Here is a 25,105-nt window from a genome sequence, read left to right as displayed (position 1 = left end):
AATTAAAGTTATGAAGAACTTAGCTGATGGATTTTTAATCTATACAATTAAATAATTTTGTCTCTAATGTTGATATATTTGACGAATAGCCTAAATTTTAACGTATAACACAAAAAAGACTACAACATTTCTGTCAGTAGTCTTTATAGTTTCTGTAATTTTAAAATTTACATTACGCTAAAGCCGCAACAACAGCTTCATTGAATGCTGGAATATCTTTAGGTTCACGACTTGTAATCAAGTTACCATCAATAACCACTGGTTGGTCTTCAATACGAGCTCCTGCATAATACAAATCTGGTTGTACAGTTAGGTAAGATGTCATGGTGCGACCGTGTACCAAACCAGTTTGAATCATCAATTGAGGACCGTGGCAAATACTTGCAGTCAACTTATTCTTTGATAAGAATGACTTTACAAAGTCGACAAATCGTTGGTCAGCACGTAATTGGTCAGGTGAAAAACCACCAGGAATAAACAAAGCTTCAAAATCTTCAGGTACTACATCAGCAATAGACTTATCGATGTTAATTTTAGTACCATGCTTACCTTTTATAGTTCCTACCTCAAAACCAATAGTTGTAACATCATGTCCCGCGTTCTTAATAGCTTCAACTGGATCGGTAAATTCAACATCCTCTACTAAATCAGTGACGACAACCGCAACTTTCTTTGTCATAATTAACAACCTCCTTTATTATGGTATATAATTTATACCTAAATGAACGGCAATACAATAACGCACTTTTTTGTGCGTATGAAATCTAACACTAACGGAGAAAATTTTATGACAGATGTAATCAGAAAATATGCCATTAACAAGATTCAAAAGAAAGATTTTAATTGTGCCAAGGAATACACTCTTTCAATGTTTTCTGGCAAATATAAAATAGTCATTATCTATCATCTATCACACGACGGCCAAATGCGTTTTAGCCAAATTCAACAACTTTTGGATAACGCAACCCACAAAGTACTATCACAACAACTCAATGAATTAGTTGAAGATGGGTTAGTAACCCGCCATGAAACACTTATTAAAAATCGTAAAGCTGTTTTCTATTCTTTGACCTCAACTGGCGAGAGCTTGATGCCAATCATTGAATTGATGTTTACGTGGGGAACAAATCGATTAGCAACGCTAAACGTTGATTACGAACCAAAAATATGATGAAGAACTCTAAAATTTTCATGAATTTATAAACCAAACCTGGGAAGTTAAAGTAACCAATTAATTTTCTGGGAATTTTTATGCCTAAATTTTGATGTACAACAAAAAAGACTACCAACATCACTGTCAGTAGTCTCTGTTTATATTTCTAATTAAGCTTCTGGCTTCAAGATCTTCTTTGAAACAACGTTCAAATCTTCATCCAAGTCGTAAACCCATGGCTCACCATTGGCGATTTCAACACCCATGATGTCAGCATCTGAGATTTGCTCAACGTGCTTTACTAGGGCACGCAATGAGTTTCCGTGGGCACCGATAACAACGTTCTTACCGTCTTTCAATGCCTTTGAAATGTCAGAATCCCAGAATGGCAAGACACGATCCAAAGTAACCTTCAAGTTCTCACCCTTTGGTAATTCACCTTCTGGTACATCATGGTAACGACGATCCAATGCAGGATAAGTCTTACCATCAATCGTCATTGTTTCTGATTGCTCTTCTAGTAGAGGAGGCAAAACGTCATATGAACGACGCCATTGGTGAACTTGTTCGTCACCCCACTTCTTTGCTGCATCAGCCTTGTTCAAACCTTGCAAAGCACCGTAATGACGTTCGTTCAAACGCCATGACTTAACCTCTGGAATCCACAATTGATCTGCTTCTTCCAATGCCAAGTGCAATGTCGTAATGGCACGTGTCAAAACTGACGTATAAGCTTGATCGAATTGAATACCTTCTTTAGCCAACAATTGTCCAGCTGTCTTAGCTTGAGCAATACCCTTATCACTCAACTTTGTGTCAACCCATCCATTGAATAAGTTCAATGCATTCCATTCACTTTGACCGTGACGAATTAAAACCAACTTTGCCATTGGTACACCTCTTTTTCTAATTTTGTTCGTTCTTATTGTAACAAATTTTCATGATATTTAGTAGTAATTGGTAATCTTTTCACAAAATAATCAATTCTACTTGACGGTACCATTTTCAACAGTCAATGCTGTTGAGTGTGCTGGCCCCTTCTTTTCTGGCAGAATATGGGTCATCAAATCATTAATCGCTGTTGGTGCCTCACCGAACCCGGTCGCAATGACATCGTATTTGCCATTATAGGCAGCAACATCCCCAATAGCATAAACATTCTTTACAGATGTTGCCATATTCTGTGAAACCAAAATCTGATTTTGGTCATTCAACTCTGGCTTGATTGTCCAGCCAGCCATGATCTTGTTTTCTGTCTGAAAACCATAACTAACGACAATTTCATCTACTGTAATCACTTTTGTTTCTTCCGCACGGGCAACCTGTAATGTCACTGACAATGCACCAGACACATCACGCGCAATATGCTTAATTGTATAAGGTGTCTCAAGGGTCACTGATGATTTTTCAAGCCGCGTTAGACTATGTTCCAACGCCCGGAACTTATCTCGTCGGTGAGTTAAGCGAACCTCTGCAGCCACCGGTTCTAAATGTAGCGCCATATCAACTGCAGAATCACCACCACCAGCAACTAAAACACGTTTTCCCGCAAACGACTCTAACTCATGAATTGAGTAATGAATATTATCTTCAACCTGCTCATCTAATAAATCCGCTGAAATACGACGAGGTTCAAAAGCGCCTGCTCCAGTTGCTAGAACAATACCCTTTGTATGAAAAATATCCTTTTGATCCGTCTGTATTTGATAACCATCTTCATCAGGGATGATATCCGTTACTGTTGCACCTAATCGCATCGTTTGGTCAAATTGAGATAGTTGCTCACTCAAATCATCAATCAATGCTTGTCCCGAAACATTCGTAAAACCAGCAACATCCAATATAGTCTTGTTTGGATAAAAGTTAGTTACCTGTCCACCTAAGTCTGACAAGCTTTCGACAATCGCCACTTTTAGTTCACGTAATCCAGCGTAAAAACCGGCAAACATGCCGACAGGACCGGCACCAATAATTGTTAAATCAACTTCTTCATTCATTATTATTGAAAACTTCCTATTACTATTTGCTTGGTAAATGTTATTAGCCGATTGTTCGACTGTACAGACTCTCAAATTCAGACAAATCAACTTGGAAGTCAGGTGCATAGACAATGTCTACCGCACTTCCTTCATCACCTGCTTTTTCTTCAAATGCCGTCGCAATTTGTTGATAGAGTGCTTGCACAGCTTCGCGATCTGGTCCATCTACAACAAGTAGGTAGTTTGATGTGTCAGCATCATTATTAGTCAACCAAAGGAGATACATATTTTCAATTGTACCCATTGCATCATCTGCAATACCAATCAACTCGTAACGAAGTGGTGTTGGAATCAACTCTTCAGCAGATGTGATTTCCATTTCATTATTGCCTTCATCTTCATCATCATTTGCTTCTTGCTGGGCAGCAACTTGTTGCGCAATATAGGCAATATTATCACGGGTAATTGGCATCCCATTTGTAAATGGATTTAATGCTAAACCTTCAATATTCTGCGTCTCATCATCTTGCAGGATTGGCAAATAATCCGACAATGCCATTGCCCATGGATAAACAGGTAATTCAGCTTCAATGGGTTGTGCATTATATGCATCCAAATCAGTAAACACTGGAAAAACTCCGTTACCATTTTCTAATTCGAATGTTACTAACTGCATTTGTGCATCATCTGGGATTTCAACATCACCATCGTCTTTTACAACTGGTGGCTCTGAAAAATTAACTGGGGCAATAAATACTGCATCAATCAATGCCTGGATAAAGTTATGCTCTGTGACCTCATTTTGTTCCTCACGAAAAACCGCTATCGCATCCAGCAGTTTATCATTACGTAGTTCTTCATCATCATTATCCATGCGCAATCATTCTCCTTTAATTTCTCATCTCTTTCTAACAAGTATAACGGAAAACCCTGTGTTTGTCAGGGGCTCACCTTTTAGCAACACAGCATCAACAAACTGACAGGAAACGTTTCTCTGCATTTTAAAAGCCCAAAATTTTTTCAAAATAATATCGAAAAAACTTTGGGCTGATAAAGCTGAGATGATCATCTCAATTTTCACATTATGACAAATCAAAGGCAACATTCAGCTATTAAAATAGATGCCAAATCATTGTATCCTCTATATGTATTTTAATGTGCTTTGCGTTTCCCCTCAAGCAACTCCTTAATCATAGCTTAAAAAAGAGGCAAAGTAAATACATAATTCGTGTTTTATTCATCTATAAAAAATAATTAACCGCTAATATTATTCTTATTACCAAATATACTTTTTTAAAACATCATTTTTATACAAAACACGAACATTAAGCAGCATGTTGTCCGTTTTCTGGCAGCCGTTCTTCAGTTTTAGCACCTTTATAGAACAACTTGTATAAGACGGCGCAGATAATTGGCAATACAGCTGTCATTAAGTACATTTGCTTGAAATCAACAAAATTGCGTAAGGCACCCAACAAGTAAGGACCCACACCAATTCCTAAATCCAATCCAACAAAATATGTTGATAATGCAACACCAATCCGACTAATATCCTTTTCTAAGTGCAAGGCAACTGCTTGACCATTAGACATAAACGTTCCATACCCTAAACCAATAAGGGCACCAGAGAACAATAATTCCCAGGAAGAAGTTGTGATACTAAGCACGAATAAGCCAACCGCTAAAAAGAAATAGCTTGGATACATAACTGAATTTTCACCATATCGATCAAAAATTCGGCCGGCCATTGGACGAGTGACAGTAATCACTAACGCATACACAACAAAGAAAAATGAACTAATTGATACAAGATCAATGGTCTCAACATACGATGCCAAAAATGATAACACACTTGAATAAGCCAATCCCATAATAAAAGCAATTGCTGCAATAAAGACAACTTTTGTATCAATAAATGTATTGATCTTCCAACTATCAGCCAATGCACGTTGATCACTATTTAGTGCCATGTTGTTTACATTTAGTATGAAACAACCAATAACGGTGAACACTAAGATGATACTCGACATGACCACAATGAAATTAATACTAGTTGCGTGCAGTAACAACATGCCTAAGAACGGTCCAATTGCTGCTGCCAAACTTGTGCTCAAGCCATAATAATTAATTCCCTCACCACGTCGTGATAGTGGAATATATTCCGTGACAATTGCATTCGTCGCTGTTGAAACGGTTCCATAAAAGAACCCGTTCAACAAACGCACAACATAAAGGATCGCAATTGATGGCATATACAAATACATTAGTGTTGTTATTAAGTACAAGATGATACCCACACGCAACGTTTGTTTACGTCCAAGTACTTCAAGCTTCTTTCCCACATAAAGTCGCGCCACTAATGTACCAATAACATAAATTCCCGATGCTAACCCTGCCTGACTTAAGGTAGCACCTAATTTTTCTTGTGCAACAACTGCAATGATTACCATTAACAAATAGTAAACTAAATAAACTAAGAAATTAATCAGTGTAATACTGAGAAATCCCTTATTGAACAACTTATCTTTACTTTCCAACAGAACTCTCCTTAACAACAACATATTAATTAAAACCTACATTACTAAATTAATACTTTATAACGGCATTAGTCAAGTTTATATTATTAAATAAGTAATTTATAAGTATTTAAAAAATAAACAATGAAAGCGCTTAAATTCATTAACGTGGTCAATATTTTTAAGTTTAACCTATTTTCAGGACAGCAAAAAAACAAGCATCGTAAAAACAATACTTGTTTACCCTGTCATTCTAATCAAAAAAGCAACTAAATCCATAAAGAATTCAGTTGCTCAATTTATAAGCTATTCAATGAAACAATTTTCTTTTTAATTACTTAGCAGGAACTTTGACATCCCCATCAACAATCTTCTTTTGTGCATTTTGTACTGAATGCCATGCAGCGCTTGACATGTTACCACGAGTTACAGCAACACCCTTATCACTCAAACCATAAACCAAGTGCTTACCACCAGGGAAGTGACCCTTAGATGTATCTTTCGTAACATCAATGACTGCCTTACCAACTTTCTTCACTGCAGAAGTCAATGTGAAGTTAGACTTACCATCCTTGGCAGTGTACGCACCATCAGCGTTTTGATCACGGTCAACACCAACGACCCAAACTTTGTCCGCCGCATTCTTTTCTTCATTCAAATCCTTGGCCTCTGTGAAGACACCAGCACCGGAACCACCCGCAGCACTAAAGATAACATCAGCGCCATTTTGATACATTGATGAGGCAATTGTCTTACCCTTACCAGCATCAGTAAAGCTACCAACATATTGCGCATCAACCTTAATGTTAGGGTTAACTGACTTAGCACCTGCAATAAAGCCGGCTTCAAACGTCTTAACAACAGCTGATTGCATACCACCAACGAAACCAAGTTTGTTTGTCTTTGTCGTTTTAGCAGCTGCAACACCTGCCAAGTATGATGATTGTTCAGACTTAAAAGTAACAGATACTGTATTCTTACGTGCCTTCGCAATATCGTCAATAATCATATAGTTCGTATCTGGATGTTTCTTTGATTGTTCATTAATTGTTGAAACCAATTGGAATCCAATACCATAAATATTCTTAAATCCATCAGAACGAGCTTGATCCATATTTGTTGTAAAATCAGCGTTCGTCTTTGAAGGATAATAAGCATAGCCGCCCTTACCTTGCTTAACATTATTATCCTTTGCCCATGACTTCATACCTTCCCAAGCCGATTGGTTGAATGACTTATCATCAATTCCACCACCATCAGTTATCAATGCAACTGAAGTCTTATTACTTTTATCATCACTTGACTTGTTTCCAGACCAAGCAGCATATGCACCACCTGCAATAATTACAACCGCGGCACCTGCCACCCACATCTTTGCGTTTGAAGCCATTTTTCTATCCCCTTTTATAAAAAGATTACCTAGATTGTTCGTCAATCACGAACTACATTCTAAATATAATGGATAATGTTCAAAAAGTAAAGCTTTTCGTTCGCTTTTTTTGCAAAAAAAAATGAACCACTTATTTAAATGCAACAAAACACGAACAATAAAGGCTCATTATACTATTTTTAATTAACTAACCTGACCAAGTAAGTTTCTGACACAAATCCTCTAACCGCATTATAGATTCGTTTTGCACGCGAGGATTTTTCAGAAATTGCAAATACCGTCGGTCCAGTACCTGACATTTGGGCTGCATCAGCACCAAAATCGTACATTTTTTGCTTCAATTTTAATATCTCTGGATACTTAGCTCCCGTAATTGCTTCGAGGACATTAAACATTTTGTGATAAGCTGTTTGAAAATCACCAGAATTAACCGCCGTCATCAATCCAACCATATCCCCATGCTGCATATTAGAATAATCAACTAATTTTAATATTTTAGGCGTTGAAACACTGATACCAGGCTTAGAAACAATCACCCACAACGGTGGCATTGCTTCTGTTAGTGGTTCAACTACCTCACCACGTCCACGAACACGAGCTGGTCGTGAATAAACACAAAACGGTACGTCAGCATCAATTTGGAGTCCCATTACCGCCAACTTGTCTTCGGTGTAGTTCAGTTGCCAAATTCGATTCAATCCCCGTAAGACTGCCGCTGCATCTGAAGAACCACCACCCAATCCTGCCGCAACTGGAATACGCTTCATAATGTGAATTTCAATACCTTCTGTCCGACCTGCTGTTTCACGCATCAAATTGGCCGCTTGATAGGCCAAGTTTTTTTCATTGAGCGGTAATAAACCACTTGTTGATTCCACAACAATATTCTGATGATTAGTCGTCGTTCGAATAGTCACCGTATCAGCTAGGTCGATGGCCACCATTAACATATCCCATTCTTGTTCACCATTTTTATGAATAAATGGGGTATCTAGGCTAATATTTAACTTTGCGTAGGCTTGCTCTAATACTTCCATCGCGACCAAGTCCTTTCATAGATTATTTTAATTATAGCAAGTTGCCCTTAATTGCGAAACAAAGACAGATAAAGAATTATAACTTCTGTTGGTTTTAACTAATCCTTGATATACTAAATCAGAATAAACAATAAGGAGTTTACATGCGTTTCATCTACATTATTTTAGGTTTGATCACTTTTGGAATAGGTACTCTAACCATTTGGGTACCCGGCATTCCAACAACGCCATTCTATTTATTAACAGCATTTTTCTGGGGACGTTCATCAACGCGCCTACAAATTTGGTTAGAAAGCAATAAATACTACCAGCAGTACGTATATAAGGGCATTTATAAACGCCAATTAACCCAAAAGAATCGCATAATTATTTACCTTGTCACTGCCGCCTTCATGAGCATACCATTTTTTACTTCTGGTAAATTATGGTTACAAATAACGTTAATTTGTGCTTCGTTCTCGCAAATTATTGCCATGGAAGGCTTTTATCGTGGTTGGTGGTTAAATAACTGGTTCCTTGACGAAGAAGATTAAACCACAAATGGGATATATTTAAAGGCCAGTACAAAACTAGCCATTATAGACTGAAAGGGGCAAAATCCACCATTAACTTCGGTAGATTTTGCCCCTTTAAACGTATGATATTAATTTTCTTCATAGCGTACTGTGCGACGATATCCTAGAACAATACTAGTTAAAACACCAATAAACGCTACGAAAGTTAGTGCTGATGCTGCATAAAACAATGCATTATACCCTTGTTGTTGAATAATGAATCCACCCACCAATGGTCCGACAGCTCTTCCAACAGATGGCGCAGCAGCGGTTAGTCCCTGATAACGTCCTTTCAGAGTTAATGGTGTTAGTTCATTGACCAAAGCTGGAATCATTGGAAATGCGGTTGCTTCGCCGATCGTCGTAATAATCATTGCTAGAGCAAATCCCATGAAATGATGACTAAATGGTAACACCAAGAATGATAAACCAAACATGATAATGCCAGCAAATATTTGAATAAACATTGATCGTCGATTGGCTGATAAATTCAAGGCATTCATCCCCAATTGAATAATCGCAATCAAAATACCGTTAATCGTCCACAACATTGAATATTGCCAGAGTGGTAATTTCAGTACACTATTCATGTACACAGAGACATTCCCTTGCCACTGTGCATATGAAATCCACAAAATAACTAGTCCTGATATACCTGCATAAATCAGTAATAAATTCCATTTTGGTAAAGCAATTTTAGTTGTCTGTTGTTCACGACTGTAATTTGCCAAATTAATGCGAAACTTTGTATGTACAATAAAAAATAAAACAACATATAGTATTAAAGCTAATAGAAATAACCATGTTATACCAAATGGATAAATTGGTCCTACTAATGCGGTTGAAAAGACCATACCAAAATTACTCATAAAATAAAGCATATTGAACACAAAACGACCGTCATGAGACCGTACTTGTGTGCCATAAGCATTAATAGCCGCCGTTAACCAGCCACCAAAGAAGCCAACCAATGTCAAAATAACAGCATAGGTTGGCCAACCATGCCAAATAATAAAGGCGACTTGCAACACAATCATTGCTAACACACCGAACTGAATAAGGCGATAGGGTTTAAATTGATCAAATAATCGACCGCTAACAATCGACCCAATAGCTTGACCAACTGCATTAGCCATCATCACCCATCCAATTGTTACTAAAGTTTGATACAGTTCATTATATAAATAAACTGATGTTAATGGCCAAATAAAACCAAAAGCAAAACTATTAATAAAACTTGCCGCTAACAACCAACGTAACGACATTCCTTGCCCCATACTTTGCATGATAAACCTCTTTTTAACATACTCACAAAAATAGAGCGAGACTAATGAAATCCATCAATAGCCTCGTTCTTTAGCAACCCTTTTTATTTACAATTAACCGAATCCACCCGGTTCTTCATTGTGAAAATCAATGTTTGAAAACTTATTATATGACTTAACAAATAGTAACCGTGCTGTTCCACGAGCTCCAGAACGATTCTTTTCTAGGATAACTTCAATTTCACCAATATCTTGCTGCTCTTCATCACGTGGATCATTCTGATTATCCAGATCATCATTAGATTTTTCGTAATAATCATCACGATATAAGAAAGCAACAATATCAGCGTCCTGCTCAATAGATCCAGATTCACGAATATCTGACAACATTGGACGCTTATCTTGACGTTGCTCAACGCTACGTGATAGTTGTGACAAGGCAATGATTGGCACATTCATTTCCATGGCCATCATCTTAATTGCACGTGAAATAGCTGAAACCTCTTGTTGACGACCCTCACTACGAGTTCCTTCAATCAACTGTAAATAATCAATAATGACTAAACCTAGCCGACCCTCACGTTTATATAATCGACGTAACTTCGATCTGATTTCTGTAACCTTAATACCCGGTGTGTCATCAATATAAATATTTGTTCGTGCTAGCGAACCTGTCGCCACTGCTAGAGAATTCCATTCTTCAGTTTCCAACTGTCCCGTTCGCATGTGCTGCGAATTAATATTACCTTCCGCCGCTAACATACGATTAACCAAAGAAGTATCTGGCATTTCTAATGAAAAAATAACAACTGGTAAAGTTGGGTCTGCCACCGCCACTTTTTGCGCAATATTTAATACAAACGCAGTTTTTCCAACAGCAGGACGGGCAGCGATAATAATCATTTCACCTTCATGAAATCCGGTAGTCAAATTATCGAGTGCTGGAAAACCGGAAGCCAATCCCGTAACTGTTTCGTCGGTGCGTGAGTTTTGTTCAATTTGTTCAAAGGATTTATTCACAACATCAGCGATATTTTTAAAGTCTGCACTTTTTTCGCCACCATTAATTAAATCCAGCTTTGTTGATAAGTCTGCAACCGCATCATCAACTGAATCACTACCTTCATAAGTTTGTGTCAAACTATCCTGTAAGGTATCAATCATATTGCGACGTACGGAGCGTTCTCGCACAATTCTGGCATAATACAAGGCATTACCAGCAACTGGTACGCTTGATGCCAACTCAGTCAGGTAGGCCATGCCACCGACATTTTCAACTTGATTATCTTTATCCAATTCATCAGTGATTGTTAAGATATCAATCGCTCTTTGTGTTTCATCAAGCGCCAAGATAGCTGAATAAATCAAGCGATGTGCCGTGCGATAAAAGTCACTCGGCTCAAGAATGGTCATAATATCCGCCAATAAATCTTGGGGATCCGTTGCTAATAAAATCGAACCCAGCACTGCCTGCTCGGCTTCAACATCTTGTGGTACACGTAATGGTGCACCTTCATTTTGATCAGGCATGTGAACATAACCTCCCTTCAACATAGTCTACTGTTCATTGTACCAAATAACCATCGATTAAAAAATCAGAGTTAGCCAAAAGATGGTTTGAATTCGAATATAACGATAATTAGGCGATTCTAGCTTTTTGCATTTTTGCAAGCCAGAATCGCCTAATTATTGATATAGTAAGAGCTTTTTCAATACTTATTTATTGCTCTTCTGTATGGACACGAATAGTTGCCTCAACATCACGGTGAAGCTTAACTTTCACATTTCGATAACCTAATGCTCGAATAGGCTCTTTCATATCCATTTTACGTTTATCAATCTTAATATTAAATTGGTCAAGTAATCCTGCCACAACTTGTTTTGATGAAATAGCGCCGAACAAACGACCATCTGTACCTGCCTTGGCTTTTAGTTCAACGACTGTATTGTCATCCTCCAACCTATTTTTCAATGCAATGGCCATTTCTTTTTCTTCTGCAGCTTCACGATCAGCTGCTTTCTTTTGACCACGCAAGGCAGAAACATTCGCATTCGTTGCTGGCTTTGCCTTTTTGTTTTTAATCAAAAAATTATTGGCATAACCATCAGGAACGTCTTTTACTTCGCCTTTCTTTCCGCGACCTTTAACATCTTCTAAGAAAATAACCTTCATTGTTTCATACCTTCTTCTTACTAAAATTTTTAATCACTATCTTTATTAAGCTCGGCTAACAATGTCTCGTAAACTGCCTCAGTTGACGTATCTTTAACCTGAGTTGCAGCGTTACTTAGATGGCCACCACCACCCATCGCTTCCATTACCAGTTGCACACTAACGATACCTGTTGATCGAGCCGAGACAGCTACTGTATCATTATCACGCCTAGTAATAACATAAGATGATGTCACACCAATCATCTGCAATAATGAGTCAGCAGCTTGTGCTGCAACAACTGAATCATATTGCACATCATCCTCACCAACTGCAATCGCTACGGAATCATGAATCTGGGCACGTTCGATAAGATGCGCACGATTACGGTATGAATCGACCGTTTCTTTCATAAAGTCCTGCAACAAGTTACCATCTGCACCAACCGCACGCAAGTAACTGGCCGCATCAAATGTACGCGTACCAGAACGCAATGTAAATGACTTCGTATCAATTTGAATACCCGCCAACATTGCTGTCGCTTCTAATCGTCTTAATCCTTGTGCTCGTCTTGGTTGATATTCGAACAATTCCGTGACTAACTCAGAAGTTGAAGATGCATAAGATTCAACATAAACTAGCTGTGGTTCTTCAGGAAATTCTTCGCCTCTTCTGTGATGATCAATAATCACAACCCGATTCTTTAATGCTTCATAGACGTCTTGTGATTCAGATAATGATGGTTTCGAGTGATCAACAATAACCAACAAACTCTGATCCGTCATTTGTGCTAAAACTTCATTCGGTGTTAATAAGGCATGCTCGTCAGAAACATCTTCAGACATTTGTTCCAATAATAAATGAATGTCTGAATGTTCTTGCCCGTTTTCTTCGTAAACTACCCACGCTGGTTTTCCCAACATTTCTGCTAACCTACGTACACCTAAAGCGCCACCAAATGAATCCATATCTGGGCGCTTATGTCCCATAACAAAGACCTGGTCGGCCTGATCAAATAAATCAGCTAATGCTTGTGAAATCACTCGTGCACGTACACGAGTTCGCTTAGCCATCGGATTCGTATTTCCACCATAGAATCTGGCCGAACCAGTCGATGACTTAACAACCACTTGGTCACCACCACGTCCTAATGCTAGGTCTAAATTAGCTTGCGCATTTTCAGCTAACGTATCAATGGCCATTTCATTATAAGCAATACCAATACTCAATGTAATTTGAGCATTTTGAACAGAGGTTGATTCACGAATCGTTTTTAATAAATTGAATTTATCATTTTCAGCTTTCTTCAAGGCGGCACGATAACCAATTAATAAATATCGGTCCACTGATAAGCGACGTGCATAGATTTCATGATCTGCCATCCAATCAGATAATGTTTTAGTCACATAAGTTCGCAAAGTCGATGCCTCAGCATCACTCATACCCTCAGTCACTTCATCATAATTATCTAACGAAACAATTCCTAAAAACAATTTGTGATTTTCAAAATCTGCCGTTACTTTAGCTGCAGCTGTCCGATCCATTAGGTAGACTGCATTCAATTCTGGCTGAACCTGCAACTGAAAAACATGGCCTAGCCATTCAAGCTCGGTAACACGCTTTTCTTCATTTGGCCATAATGCCACAATTTCAGCTAATTGTTCAGAAACATGTTGTAGATCACTACCGACAATCGTTTCATTCCCCAATAATTGTTGAATATATGGGTTGACCCACTCAATGTCACCTTCGTCTGTACAAAGGATGACACCTAAGGGCATTTGAATAATTGATTCTTGTTCACCACGATTAATACGATACGATAAATTTTCAATATAATGCGTTGTTTGTTCACTTAAATCTTGAAGTGTCCTAAAAATAACAATCAATGCAATAACGACTAATACCAGCCAAATAATACCTACGACCCAATTAACTAGCCAGGCCAAAAATGCCCCAACAATTGCAATAAATGATACTAAGGCTGCCATGCCACTAAGGCGTTGATTTCTAAAGAATGTCGGTAACGCCGTAATTTTTCTCACCCGTCTCACCTAGCCTATTCTTTTTGTTTGTATCGTATCATTATAACATAAACCCACATATCCATAAAATTGCCCCATATTGCGAATCTTAATTCTGACCATAAAAAAACGAGGATGGAACAAAAGAAAATATTCCAACCTCGGTTTGCTAAAATTGTATGAATTATAAGCCTATAATTTTTTATAGCGTAAACGCGTTCCAAAAGTCTGAAGCCTCAATGTAACGCAATTTGCGCAATCCCTGTCCTTCGCTTTGCTACGGACAAAAATTGCACAAACCACGTTACACACCGGCTTCAAAACAACTTTTGTCTCGCTCTCTATATTTCTAATCAATTAAACCAAATTCACGAGCACGCTCTTGGTACTTAGCAATTTCATCTTCACCAGCCCAAACAAAATGCTGTGGTGCAATTTCAACCATTTGACGGTCACGACCATCTAATTCATCAGTTGGATCGTAGACAATTGGTACACGTTGCTCTTCAACACTTGGATCCGGTACTGGAATTGAACTTAATAATGAACGCGTGTAATCATGCAATGGATGATTATAAACTTCATCAGCAGTTCCAATTTCAACCATCTTTCCCCAATGCATCACACCAATACGATCAGAAATATACTTCACCATTGACAAATCATGTGCAATGAACAAATAAGTCAAACCTTGTTTTACTTGCAAGTCCTTCAACAAATTAACCACTTGGGCTTGAATAGAAACGTCTAACGCTGAAATAGGTTCATCAGCAATAATGAATTTAGGTTGCACTGCTAATGCACGGGCAATCCCAATACGTTGACGTTGTCCACCAGAAAACTCATGTGGGTAACGACTAGAGTGATCACGATTCAAGCCAACAATTTCTAACAAATCTTCAACTTGTTTTGAACGATCAGCATCATTTTTTGCTAAATGATTAACATCAATTCCTTCAGCAACAATATCCTTAACCTTCATACGTAAGTCAAGTGATGCTTGTGGATCTTGAAAAATCATTTGGACAGCCTGACGAAACTTGCTTAACTTACCACGTCTCTTTAACTTGGCTAAGTCTTCACCTTCAAATAAAATCTTACCGTTTGTTGGCTCGTACAACTTCATAATTGCACGACCAATTGTCGTTTTACCTGAACCTGATTCACCAACAAGTCCAAATGTTTCACCTTCATAAATATCGAATGAAGCATTTTGTACGGCCTTTGTTTCATTAGATTTACCCTCATTAAAGGTTATATCTAATCCTTGGATCTCAACTAATTTCTTACGTTCATCGGCCATTACTTGCCACCTCCATTTCCAAGAACAGCAGCATTGTCAACCGGAACAGCTTTTGAACGATCTGCTTCTGGATGTTCAGCTTGGAAACGTGCCCAACGCTTTTGAACTTCAAGCGGTGGTTCTACTTCAGGTGCACGTTCATCTAATAGCCATGTTGCTGCATAATGCGTCTCTGATAATTTAAAGAATGGTGGCTTAACCTTTTCATCAGCGGCAATTGCATAATGATTACGTGCAGCAAAAGCATCACCTACAGGAGGATTCAACAAATCTGGTGGTGTACCAGGAATAGCCTCTAACTTACCACGCTCTGTTTTCGTTGTTGGCATTGAATTCAACAAGCCCCAAGTATATGGATGTTGTGGGAAGTTAAACACTTCATCAACCTTACCAATTTCGATAATTTCACCAGCGTACATAACGGCAACACGATCAGCCATACCAGCAACTACCCCTAAATCATGGGTAATAAAAATGATTGAGGTATCTGATTGCTCTTGAATGTTTTTCATCAAGTGCAAAATTTGCGCTTGAATCGTTACGTCCAACGCAGTTGTTGGTTCGTCAGCAATCAAAATCTCTGGATTATCAATCAAGGCAATCGCAATCACAATTCGTTGACGCATACCACCAGAAAACTGGTGTGGATAATCATTAATGTGTGCCTCAGCATTTGGAATACCGACCATCTTCATCATTTCCAAAGCCTTTGCCCAAGCCTTTTTCTTGCTGTAATGCTGGTGCTTAATTAAAGGCTCTGCAATTTGTTGACCAATTTTCATTGTTGGATCCAATGACGTCATTGGATCTTGGAAAATCATCGCAATCTCTGAACCACGAATTTTTTGCATTTGTGCTTCAGATTTACCAAGAATTTCTTCACCCTTAAACGTAATTGAACCTTTTTCAACACGTGCGTTTTTAGCTAACAAGCCCATTAGAGAACGAGTCGTTACTGATTTTCCAGAACCAGACTCCCCCACAATCGCTAACGTTTCACCTTTGTACAAATCAAATGAAACGTCGCGAATGGCTTGAACACTTCCATTATAAGTATTGAAATTAATTTTAAGGTCATCAACCTCAAGAATTTTCTCTGCCATATTTCCACTCACTTCCATTAATCCTTTGTACGTGGATCAAACGCATCACGTAATCCATCACCTAACAAGTTAAACGCAATCATAATGATACCCAAAATAACAGCCGGAATAACTAACTGATATGGGTAGAATTGCATTGCCTTTTGTCCATCATTTAACAACGTACCCAATGAAGCCATTGGGACTGGAATTCCTAATCCAATAAATGAAAGCAATGCCTCAAAGAAGATTGCTGATGGAATTGTAAACATCAACTGCACAATAATCGTTGAGCTAAGATTTGGCACCAAGTGTCGCAAACCAATGCGCCAAGTTGAAGAACCTAGTGTTCGGGCAGCCAGAATATAATCTTGTTCCTTAGCTGTCAAAACTTGCGCTCTGACCAATCGTGCCATTGATGTCCATGATGTTAAGGCGATTCCTAATGAAATTGATAACATACCTGGCTTCATCACCAAAATCAAAAGCACAAACACAACCAAGTTAGGAATTGAAGAAACAATTTCAATAATACGTTGCATGACAATATCAGTTTTACCGCCACGCCATCCAGAGATGATACCGTAAGTCACACCAAAGACTAAGTCCATTAATGTTGCAATTAATGCAACTTCCAATGAAATACGTGTACCATATAAAACACGTTTAAAGATGTCACGACCAAATTGGTCAGTTCCAAACCAGAAGTTCTTCTTATCAGAAACACCAGCTGACTTATATTGGTCAACCTTTGTACCATCTAATTTACCTTCTCCAGTAAAGCCAGGAATATCACCTAACACACCTGGCAAACGGGCTGGTAAGTTTTGAACAGTTACATCTTGTTGTGCAGTTACTTTTGAATTGGCAATTGGCGTTGAACCAAAGGCAACGATGAAAACAAAGACCAACACCCAAAGCGAGATGAAGGCACCCTTATTTTTCTTCAAACGACGCCAAGCATCTTTCAAAAAACTAACTGAGGGCTTTAAAATTTTTTCACTATCAGTTTGACGATCTGCGGGAAGCAATTGAAAATCATCTGCTGTTAAATTTACTTTTTCAGACATTAGCTACTCCTTCCTTATTTAGCCAAACGAATTCGTGGATCGATGATACCGTATAGGATATCAGTTAGTAATAACACAACCATCAACATCATTGAGTAGACGATTGTCGTTCCCATGATAATTTGGTAATCATTGGTCAAAATTGAGTCAACGAACTGACTACCAATTCCAGGAATAGAGAAGATATTCTCAACAACAATTGATCCAGTTAACAAGTTAACCGCCATTGGCCCGATTAACGTTACCAATGGAATCAAAGAATTACGTAATGCGTGCTTCCAAATAATTTCATTCTTTGACAATCCTTTTGCTCGGGCTAACTCAATATAATCTGAGCCAAGCACATCAACCATTTCAGTACGAATAAATCGTGCTGACGTAGCGAGTGGACTCATTCCCAAAGCAATTGTTGGTAAGACTGTTGCTGCAAAGCCTTTCCAACCAGCGATTGGCAACCAACCCAACTTCAATCCAACCCAGTACTGTAACAAAGCCGCAAATACGAATGAAGGGATTGAAATACCCAACACTGCTAAGATTGACAAAAATGTATCAGTCTTCGTGTTACGACGAACTGCAGCGGCAGCTCCTAAACCAGTACCTGCGATCAATCCGAAAATCAATGCTTGAAGTCCAAGTTGTGCAGATGGACCAAGGCGTTGCGCTACCAAGGTTGATACTTCTTGGTTCGCAAATTGGAATGAAACACCAAAGTCAAAGTGCAATGCATCCCATAGATATGTCACATATTGCACGATAACAGGCTTATCCAATCCATATTGGGCCTCAATCATTTTTTGCTGACTAGCAGACAAACGTTCTGCGTTTGCCAATGGTGATCCTGGCATCAGCTTCATTAAGAAAAATGTTGCTGAAATAATCAAGACCAAAGTTAACACAATAATTGCTAACCGTTTAATAATATATTTGAACATGGCCATGCCTTCCCTATTTTAGTTCTACTCATAATATGCTAGAAAGTCATTTCGTAAATAACCATACTCTCATATCTCATAGCTATTAATTAGATGTTTTTAATTTTACCAGAGGTTTCACAAATGTTAAAGAGTTTGTTATAAAACCTCACATAAATATTTAATCTTATGAAAAAATTGTAAATGCTTACATTTTAAATAACTGACGGTGAAAGTATGCTTTTTAGTGGTATTTAAAGGACATTCGTAAGTAATCATCATAAAATGAAAACTTCTCTTTTTTTAGTTATTTTTCACAAATTTGACTATAAAAAAATGAGAGAGCGTGACAAACACCCATTTGCCACACCCCCTCTATTTTTCAGCATTGGTTCATTTGATTAAACAATCAAATTACTTCTTGTATGCCCACTTCCAATCGAATGGTGCTCCAACAGTATTTGAAACAACACCCTTAACCTTTGTATTCAATAGTGATGGCTTTGCTTGATAGTAAACTGGTGCGACCGCTGCATCTTCTTGTAGAATCTTCTCAGCCTTAGCGTAATCCGCGTAACGCTTTGTTGCATCGTTAACATCAGTTGTCTTTGCAGCCTTCATAACATTGTCATAGTCTGCATTCTTCCAGCTACCATTGTTAAATGATGAGTCAGAGGTATACAAATCTAAGAAAGTTGATGGATCGGCATAATCAGCACCCCAAATTGTGTTAACCATATCGAACTTCTTTTCATCTGATAATGAAATACGTTGCTTGAATGGCACAGTCTTAATTGTAACCTTCAATCCTGGTAACTTTTCCATTTGTGATTGGATAAATTGTGCTGAACGCTTTGCACCATCAGAATCATCAGTCAAGTATTGCAAAGTAACCTTCTTCTTACCAGTTTCCTTCAATCCTTGCTTCCACAACTTCTTGGCTTCCTTCAAGTTGTAACCAACAGCATTCTTATCCGCAGCTACCTTAGCAAAGTCCTTACCAGTTGCTGGATCCTTAGCTAACTTTGTTGATGTAAATGAAGTTGCTGGTGTTCCACCACCACCAAGAATCTTTGATGACATTGTCTTACGATCAATTGACTTTGACAAAGCCTTACGAATATTTGTGTTATTCAAAGGCTTCTTGTTTTCATTAAATTCGATGAACGCTGTTGATGCTTGTGCAATAACAGTGTAGTCCTTCTTGTTCTTTGAAGCCTTGTATTGGTCAGGTGATAGCGTTGTATAATCAACCTTCTTTGACTTGTACAAGTTGTAACCAGTATTTTGGTCCTTGATAGTTTGAACGGTAACCTTTGGTGTCTTTACAGACTTAGCATCCCAATAAGTAGGGTTCTTAACCAATGAAATCTTGTTGTTTGATCCTGTCCAACCCTTCATGGTAAATGGTCCGTTAGAAATCGTGTACTTAGATGCAGTACCGTACTTCTTACCAACCTTATCCACAAACTTCTTGTTTTGTGGTTCAAAAGTAGCCATGGTCAACACTGACTCAAGTTGTGGCATTGGACGCTCAAGAGTTACTTGCAAAGTCTTATCATCAAGTGCCTTAACCCCTAGGTCTGTGACTGGCTTATCACCTTTTTGAACGGCATCGGCATTCTTAATACCTGAATATAGGTAAGCATATTGTGATGCTGTCTTTGGGTCATTAGTACGTTGCCAACCATAGACATAATCATTAGCTGTCACTGGCTCACCATTAGACCACTTCATATCACGCAAATGATAAGTTAAAGTCAAGCCATCATCTGACTTATCAACCGAAGTTGCACCAGCTAATTGTGGCTTACCAGACTTGTCCATACGGTACAATCCTTCACCAATGGCCTGTAAGTAATTAAAATCAATGGCTGCAGTTGTCTTTGAAGGATCCATCGTTCCAACATTTGCACCTTCAGTCCAATTAATTGTCTTATACTTAGCGGCACTAGCTGTCACTGGTACGAAAGTTGATCCTAGGATCACTGCACCAGACAACAAAGCACTGACCTTTAATGTCTTATTCATATTTCCCCATCCCTTATTCATATTCACATATCGTGATAACTTTTTCATAATCATATAATAAACTTAAACCATAGTCAACGACTTATTTAAGTTCAATTTAATAAAACAATATCAACAAGTCTTATGTTTTATCGATAACTATTGATAAGTCAGCATTTATATATAAAAAGGGATATCATTGGCTCTCATAATCAGCTCATTTTTAATAATCACCATTTTCTCATTTTTCTAAATAAAAAAGAAGTTCCCAATCGTAAATTAGGAACTTCTATAAACAGCTTTATGCCGTCATACGACGATCTAGCATATCGCCAATCTTTGAAATAATGAAATTCAAGATAAAGTAAATCACTGCCAAAGCAAAGAACATTGAAATAATTGCACTTGGCTCTTGTGCATAAACAATTTGTGCACGGTAAGTTACCTCAGGCAACATAATAATTGTTGCTAGAGATGTATCCTTAATCAAAGAAACAAATTGTGACACAATTGGTGGAATCATTTTCTTGTACGCTTGTGGCAAAATAATGTGCCACAAAGCTTGCTTAAAGTTCAATCCATTTGACAAGGCACCTTCTAGCTGTCCTTTAGGAACTGCCAAAATACCTGAACGAATAATTTCAGCCAACATTGCTGACTCAAAAATCGTTAATGCAAAAATTGTCGATGTGATAACCCCAAAATGAATACCAATTTTTGGCAAAGCAAAATAGGTGAAAAAGATAATTAATAGCAATGGTAAATTACGAATCAAATCGACAATAAATCCCACAATTTGTGAAAGGTAAGGGATTTTGACATATCTAATGACACCCAAAATTGATCCGATAATGAAACTCAAGATAATTGAAACCACAGCAACTTCAATCGTTACCCCTAGTCCCATCATCAAGAAACGCATATTTACCCACGAAAATGCTGAAAAGAACTCACTCATGCGCGACCTCCATTCTTTTCAAGTCTGGTTTCCAAATAACGCATATAATAACTCATTGGCATTGTCAAAATTAGATAGAAAATACCAACAATGATAAATGGACCAAATGTATCAAATGTCATCTGTGAAATTTGATTTGCTTGGTACATTAAATCAAGTCCTGCAACGAATGCTAGAACGGATGAGTTTTTAATTAAGTTAATAAACTGATTTCCAAGTGGTGGAATCACTAGCTTAAATGCTTGTGGCAAAACAATGTAACGCATACCTTGCCACCATGAAAGGCCATTTGACATGGCACCTTCTAGTTGACCCTTAGGCACAGCATTAATACCTGCACGTACAGTTTCAGCAATAAATGCTGATGTATATAATGTTAAACCAAAGGTTCCTGCCGCAAAACCACTAATTTTAATGATGTTTGCAATAACAACATAAAAGAACATCGTAATAACCAACAATGGAATATTTCTAACAACTTCGATATAGATACGTCCGATGATATTGACCAGTTTATTCGGAACAACTTCCATTAATGCAAAGGCTGTTCCTAAGATTAGTGACCCAATCAATGCTAGAATTGACGAAGCGATAGTCCAGCCAAATCCAGTCAAGAATTCACCAGCGTGTGATTGAAATAATGAAATCATTCTTTAGCCAACTCCTTCCAATCCATCCCCTTAACACTACCGAACCATTTTTTGGCCATCTTAGCATAAGTACCATCTGACTTAATGTCATCAATTGCTTTATTAACAGCTTTAACTAACTTTGGGTTCTGCTTTTGCATGGCAACACCATATGGTTCCTTTGTAAAGGTACCACCACGAACTTCCAATGTTTTCGATCCGGCAGCCATACCATATAGAATACCGTTGTCAGTAGTCAATGCATCTCCTTGACCTGCCTTTAAAGCAGTTAATGCTGTTGCGTAATCTTGTAACCCAACAACTTTTGCCTTTGGCGCAAAGTCTTTAATTTCATCAATTGACGTTGACCCTTGCACAGCTAACACACGTGCCTTAGGTGTGTTTAATTGCTTAACATTATGATACTTACTTGACTTTTTAACCAAAATTGATTGACCAGCATTAAAATATGATTGTGAAAAATCAACGACCTTTTGACGATCAGGCGTGATCGACATCGTTGCGATAATTGCATCAATATTTCCGTTCAATAACATGGGCACACGTGTACCTGAAGTAATTTGTGTGTACTCCACCTTAGCATTTGGGTTGATACGCTTCGTGATTTCCTTAGCCATATCAACATCAAATCCTTCAAGTTTACCCGTTTTGATGTTCATCAATCCCATCAGTTTGGTATCGCCCTTAACACCCCAATTCATACGATCTGTTTTCATAATCCGATCATATGTCTGATTCTTAACAGTATCTGCATGAATAACTGTTCCTTCGGTTGCCCCAGCGAACAAGGTGACTGCAGCAGCTGCAAGAATTGACTTCATTACAACTTGAAATTTACTCTTCATGTTGCGCCTCCTTAACGAATAATTTGCGATAGGAATTCCCGTGCACGTGGCTCCTTTGGATTAGCAAAGAACTCTTTAGTTGGTGAATCTTCCAAAATTTGTCCCTTATCCATGAAAATAACTCGGTCGGCAACTTTCTTCGCAAAGCCCATTTCGTGCGTAACAACCAAGGTTGTCATTGAAGAATCACTAACAATGTCTTGGATAATTTGCAAAACACCATTGATCATTTCCGGATCTAAGGCTGATGTTGGTTCGTCAAATAATAATGCTTTTGGCTTCATTGCAAGTGAGCGAGCAATCGCAATACGTTGCTGTTGTCCACCTGAAAGTGCTGCCGGTGACTTTTCAGCCTGATCAACTAGCCCAACACGATCAAGGAGTTCCATCGCAACTTTTTTATTTTCTGCTTCATCACGATGCAATACCAAACGTGGTGCTAACATGATATTTTCTAAGACTGATTTATTCGCATACAAATTAAAATGTTGGAACACCATCCCCACATTTTTTCTTGTACGGTTCATATCTGTTTTAGGATTAGCTAAATCTTGCCCGTTTACAATCAACTGTCCACCTTGAACCGGTTCCAAACCATTAATCGTACGAATCAATGTTGATTTTCCTGAACCAGAAGGTCCGATCAAAACAACCGTTTCCCCAGCCTCTACCTTTAAATTGATGTCCGTCAATGCATGAAAATCCCCATAAAATTTATTGACATCTTTGAATTCGATCATCGACATAGTGGTTCCTCCTTATAGATAATTTACCTAAAAAATTATCTTAGTATATAAAAATAACCCGCCGCGATTTTATTCGTGACGGGTCGCTAATCTAATAATAATCTTAGTTTATCTTAATTGTCAAACATATTGTTAAGTTTGTTAACATTAAAAATCATTCAATTACGTACGATTATCTATTTTTTCGTATATGCTAATTCAACTGCTAATTTATAAGGTTTTTCAACAGGCATTAAAGCATGACGGCCACGGGCTTTACCCGGTCCACCAGTCACGACAACAGATGCAATATATAAATTGTATGATTTCAATGCTAAGTCTACTGGTTGTAACCCAACTGTCTGTATCCGTGCCAAACGTGATGAAAGCATCTCATTCATACCACCATAAACGGCCAGTCCACCACGCTCTTCTTCCAATTTAAAATAGGGTAACGGTGTACCAGGATGGTTAGCGAAGATTGCTGGTTGACCAGTAGCTAAAAAGGCCAATTGTTCTTTCTCTGAAAGACCACCGTAGTTCTCAGTAATCAGACCACCCTCGCGTAATTGATCAACCACTTTCGTTAATTCTGCCGCCATATCATTATCGGAAATGGCAGTTGCCGGTAAGACTTGCTTCTTATCGTAGAGACCATTTGCGGGTACATATGGCATTGCTTTATTATCTGTGGCCGTTTTGGCAGCTTGGGGACCACCCAACATTTTTTCTAATTTTGGTGAAACATCCCACTTAATTGTTTTCTTCGTATAATAGTAAACGATATTTAAAATTGCGCCGTACAGTATTAACAAAAACGCTAATGCTAACAGAGCACCTCGTAAATAGGCACCATTTTGAATGTGACGCACAGCTAAATAAAGAATATAAAAGTTACCAACACTGGCTAGGACAGTATATACCTGCCCCTTCCAACGAGCATTCACATTGAAGAAACCAAGATAATGATTAAGTAAGTCTAATATCGTTAACATTAATTAGTTCCTCCTTGCGTTGCATTATTGGTCGTATTACCGGTGGTATTATTTGTCGTTGTATCTGTCCCCGTTGTATTATCGGTGGTTGTATTACCAGTAGTATTATTTGTGGTTGTATCTGTTCCTGTTGTGTTATCAGTATTACCGTCTGTTGTTGTATCAGTTGACGCCTCATCTGTTGATGAACTTGAACTACTTGCAGATGACTTTGATGCTGAACTAACCGTTGTATCATCAACTGAATCGTCACTTGTCATATCTGATTCAGTTGAACGACTTGAAGGTTTTTCTGAAGAACTAACTGATGATTTAATGCTACTTGATGATACTGTACTACTTGATACAACTGATGATGATTTTGCTGCACCGTTTGAAGTATGCGTAGAAACATTAACAATTGCGTTTCCAGCACTCAGCGCCAAAATTATTGAAACTAATGCAACTGGTGTAATAAATGGTGGTGTTCGATATGCCATATAG

Annotated in this window: 24 protein-coding genes; 2 read left to right on the top strand and 22 right to left on the bottom strand. The window is 38.1% G+C overall.

What is annotated here, in order from left to right; all coding sequences use genetic code 11:
* Positions 1-172: 172 nt before the first annotated feature.
* On the bottom strand, positions 173-679 hold the full coding sequence (locus QRX23_RS01570) for a type 1 glutamine amidotransferase domain-containing protein (RefSeq protein WP_330155699.1): 507 nt from the start codon (positions 677-679) through the stop codon (positions 173-175).
* A 108-nt stretch (positions 680-787) separates the two neighbouring features.
* Here QRX23_RS01570 and QRX23_RS01565 point away from each other — a divergent pair, with 108 nt between their 5' ends.
* Complete coding sequence (locus QRX23_RS01565) at positions 788-1,171, top strand: winged helix-turn-helix transcriptional regulator (protein ID WP_251939841.1); 384 nt, start codon at positions 788-790, stop codon at positions 1,169-1,171.
* 152 nt (positions 1,172-1,323) lie between these two features.
* Here the strand turns inward: QRX23_RS01565 and gpmA are convergent, their stop codons facing one another.
* The 6 genes from gpmA to ispE all read right to left on the bottom strand — a co-directional run bounded on the left by gpmA (position 1,324) and on the right by ispE (position 8,075).
* Complete coding sequence (gene gpmA, locus QRX23_RS01560) at positions 1,324-2,043, bottom strand: 2,3-diphosphoglycerate-dependent phosphoglycerate mutase (RefSeq protein WP_002828672.1); 720 nt, start codon at positions 2,041-2,043, stop codon at positions 1,324-1,326.
* Between the two features lie 96 nt (positions 2,044-2,139).
* Complete coding sequence (locus QRX23_RS01555; protein ID WP_131473885.1) at positions 2,140-3,150, bottom strand: NAD(P)/FAD-dependent oxidoreductase; 1,011 nt, start codon at positions 3,148-3,150, stop codon at positions 2,140-2,142.
* A 43-nt stretch (positions 3,151-3,193) separates the two neighbouring features.
* The gene (locus QRX23_RS01550) at positions 3,194-4,006 is read right to left on the bottom strand and encodes an SseB family protein (protein ID WP_140837163.1); all 813 of its coding nucleotides are present in this window, start codon (positions 4,004-4,006) and stop codon (positions 3,194-3,196) included.
* A 451-nt stretch (positions 4,007-4,457) separates the two neighbouring features.
* Complete coding sequence (locus QRX23_RS01545; protein ID WP_330155698.1) at positions 4,458-5,693, bottom strand: MFS transporter; 1,236 nt, start codon at positions 5,691-5,693, stop codon at positions 4,458-4,460.
* Positions 5,694-5,982: 289 nt separating this feature from the next.
* On the bottom strand, positions 5,983-7,038 hold the full coding sequence (locus QRX23_RS01540; RefSeq protein ID WP_330155697.1) for a BMP family lipoprotein: 1,056 nt from the start codon (positions 7,036-7,038) through the stop codon (positions 5,983-5,985).
* 179 nt (positions 7,039-7,217) lie between these two features.
* Positions 7,218-8,075 (bottom strand): 4-(cytidine 5'-diphospho)-2-C-methyl-D-erythritol kinase, encoded by an 858-nt coding sequence (ispE, locus tag QRX23_RS01535; protein WP_330155696.1) that lies wholly within the window; start codon positions 8,073-8,075, stop codon positions 7,218-7,220.
* Between the two features lie 143 nt (positions 8,076-8,218).
* On the opposite strand from ispE, the gene QRX23_RS01530 reads away from it, so the two are divergent.
* Complete coding sequence (locus QRX23_RS01530; protein WP_140837169.1) at positions 8,219-8,608, top strand: YbaN family protein; 390 nt, start codon at positions 8,219-8,221, stop codon at positions 8,606-8,608.
* A 110-nt stretch (positions 8,609-8,718) separates the two neighbouring features.
* Here the strand turns inward: QRX23_RS01530 and QRX23_RS01525 are convergent, their stop codons facing one another.
* From QRX23_RS01525 to QRX23_RS01455, 15 genes are all read right to left on the bottom strand, one after another.
* Positions 8,719-9,915 (bottom strand): MDR family MFS transporter, encoded by a 1,197-nt coding sequence (locus QRX23_RS01525; RefSeq protein WP_330155695.1) that lies wholly within the window; start codon positions 9,913-9,915, stop codon positions 8,719-8,721.
* Positions 9,916-10,008: 93 nt separating this feature from the next.
* On the bottom strand, positions 10,009-11,424 hold the full coding sequence (gene dnaB, locus QRX23_RS01520) for a replicative DNA helicase (protein WP_330155694.1): 1,416 nt from the start codon (positions 11,422-11,424) through the stop codon (positions 10,009-10,011).
* Positions 11,425-11,614: 190 nt separating this feature from the next.
* Positions 11,615-12,067, bottom strand: coding sequence for a 50S ribosomal protein L9 (gene rplI, locus QRX23_RS01515; protein WP_330155693.1), 453 nt, complete (start codon positions 12,065-12,067; stop codon positions 11,615-11,617).
* A gap of 29 nt (positions 12,068-12,096) precedes the next feature.
* On the bottom strand, positions 12,097-14,091 hold the full coding sequence (locus QRX23_RS01510; protein WP_330155692.1) for a DHH family phosphoesterase: 1,995 nt from the start codon (positions 14,089-14,091) through the stop codon (positions 12,097-12,099).
* Between the two features lie 328 nt (positions 14,092-14,419).
* Complete coding sequence (locus QRX23_RS01505) at positions 14,420-15,373, bottom strand: ABC transporter ATP-binding protein (protein WP_002828686.1); 954 nt, start codon at positions 15,371-15,373, stop codon at positions 14,420-14,422.
* The gene (locus tag QRX23_RS01500) at positions 15,373-16,476 is read right to left on the bottom strand and encodes an ABC transporter ATP-binding protein (RefSeq protein WP_251939830.1); all 1,104 of its coding nucleotides are present in this window, start codon (positions 16,474-16,476) and stop codon (positions 15,373-15,375) included. The genes QRX23_RS01505 and QRX23_RS01500 overlap by 1 nt, the downstream gene beginning before the upstream one ends.
* Positions 16,477-16,493: 17 nt before the next feature.
* Complete coding sequence (locus QRX23_RS01495) at positions 16,494-17,525, bottom strand: ABC transporter permease (RefSeq protein WP_002828688.1); 1,032 nt, start codon at positions 17,523-17,525, stop codon at positions 16,494-16,496.
* A 14-nt stretch (positions 17,526-17,539) separates the two neighbouring features.
* On the bottom strand, positions 17,540-18,460 hold the full coding sequence (locus QRX23_RS01490) for an ABC transporter permease (protein WP_150176817.1): 921 nt from the start codon (positions 18,458-18,460) through the stop codon (positions 17,540-17,542).
* Between the two features lie 393 nt (positions 18,461-18,853).
* Positions 18,854-20,470, bottom strand: coding sequence for a peptide ABC transporter substrate-binding protein (locus QRX23_RS01485; RefSeq protein ID WP_251939827.1), 1,617 nt, complete (start codon positions 20,468-20,470; stop codon positions 18,854-18,856).
* Between the two features lie 280 nt (positions 20,471-20,750).
* Positions 20,751-21,407: an amino acid ABC transporter permease gene (locus QRX23_RS01480; protein ID WP_330155691.1), complete on the bottom strand. Its 657-nt coding sequence runs from the start codon at positions 21,405-21,407 to the stop codon at positions 20,751-20,753.
* Complete coding sequence (locus tag QRX23_RS01475; RefSeq protein WP_251939821.1) at positions 21,404-22,057, bottom strand: amino acid ABC transporter permease; 654 nt, start codon at positions 22,055-22,057, stop codon at positions 21,404-21,406. Before QRX23_RS01475 ends, QRX23_RS01480 begins: the two co-directional genes overlap by 4 nt.
* Positions 22,054-22,902, bottom strand: a complete 849-nt coding sequence (locus QRX23_RS01470; RefSeq protein WP_330155690.1) for a transporter substrate-binding domain-containing protein — start codon at positions 22,900-22,902, stop codon at positions 22,054-22,056. Before QRX23_RS01470 ends, QRX23_RS01475 begins: the two co-directional genes overlap by 4 nt.
* Positions 22,903-22,913: 11 nt before the next feature.
* Entirely contained in the window at positions 22,914-23,648 is a 735-nt protein-coding gene (locus QRX23_RS01465) for an amino acid ABC transporter ATP-binding protein (protein WP_002828694.1), read from the bottom strand.
* Positions 23,649-23,824: 176 nt separating this feature from the next.
* Complete coding sequence (locus QRX23_RS01460) at positions 23,825-24,622, bottom strand: DUF6681 family protein (protein ID WP_330155689.1); 798 nt, start codon at positions 24,620-24,622, stop codon at positions 23,825-23,827.
* Positions 24,622-25,101, bottom strand: coding sequence for a hypothetical protein (locus tag QRX23_RS01455; protein WP_330155688.1), 480 nt, complete (start codon positions 25,099-25,101; stop codon positions 24,622-24,624). Before QRX23_RS01455 ends, QRX23_RS01460 begins: the two co-directional genes overlap by 1 nt.
* Between the last annotated feature and the right edge of the window lie 4 nt (positions 25,102-25,105).

It is taken from the genome of Weissella paramesenteroides (genome assembly GCF_036327715.1).
Classification (GTDB): domain Bacteria; phylum Bacillota; class Bacilli; order Lactobacillales; family Lactobacillaceae; genus Weissella; species Weissella paramesenteroides.
The sequence above is the reverse complement of the archived record's forward strand: the minus strand, read 5'-3'. Positions and strand labels throughout refer to the sequence as shown.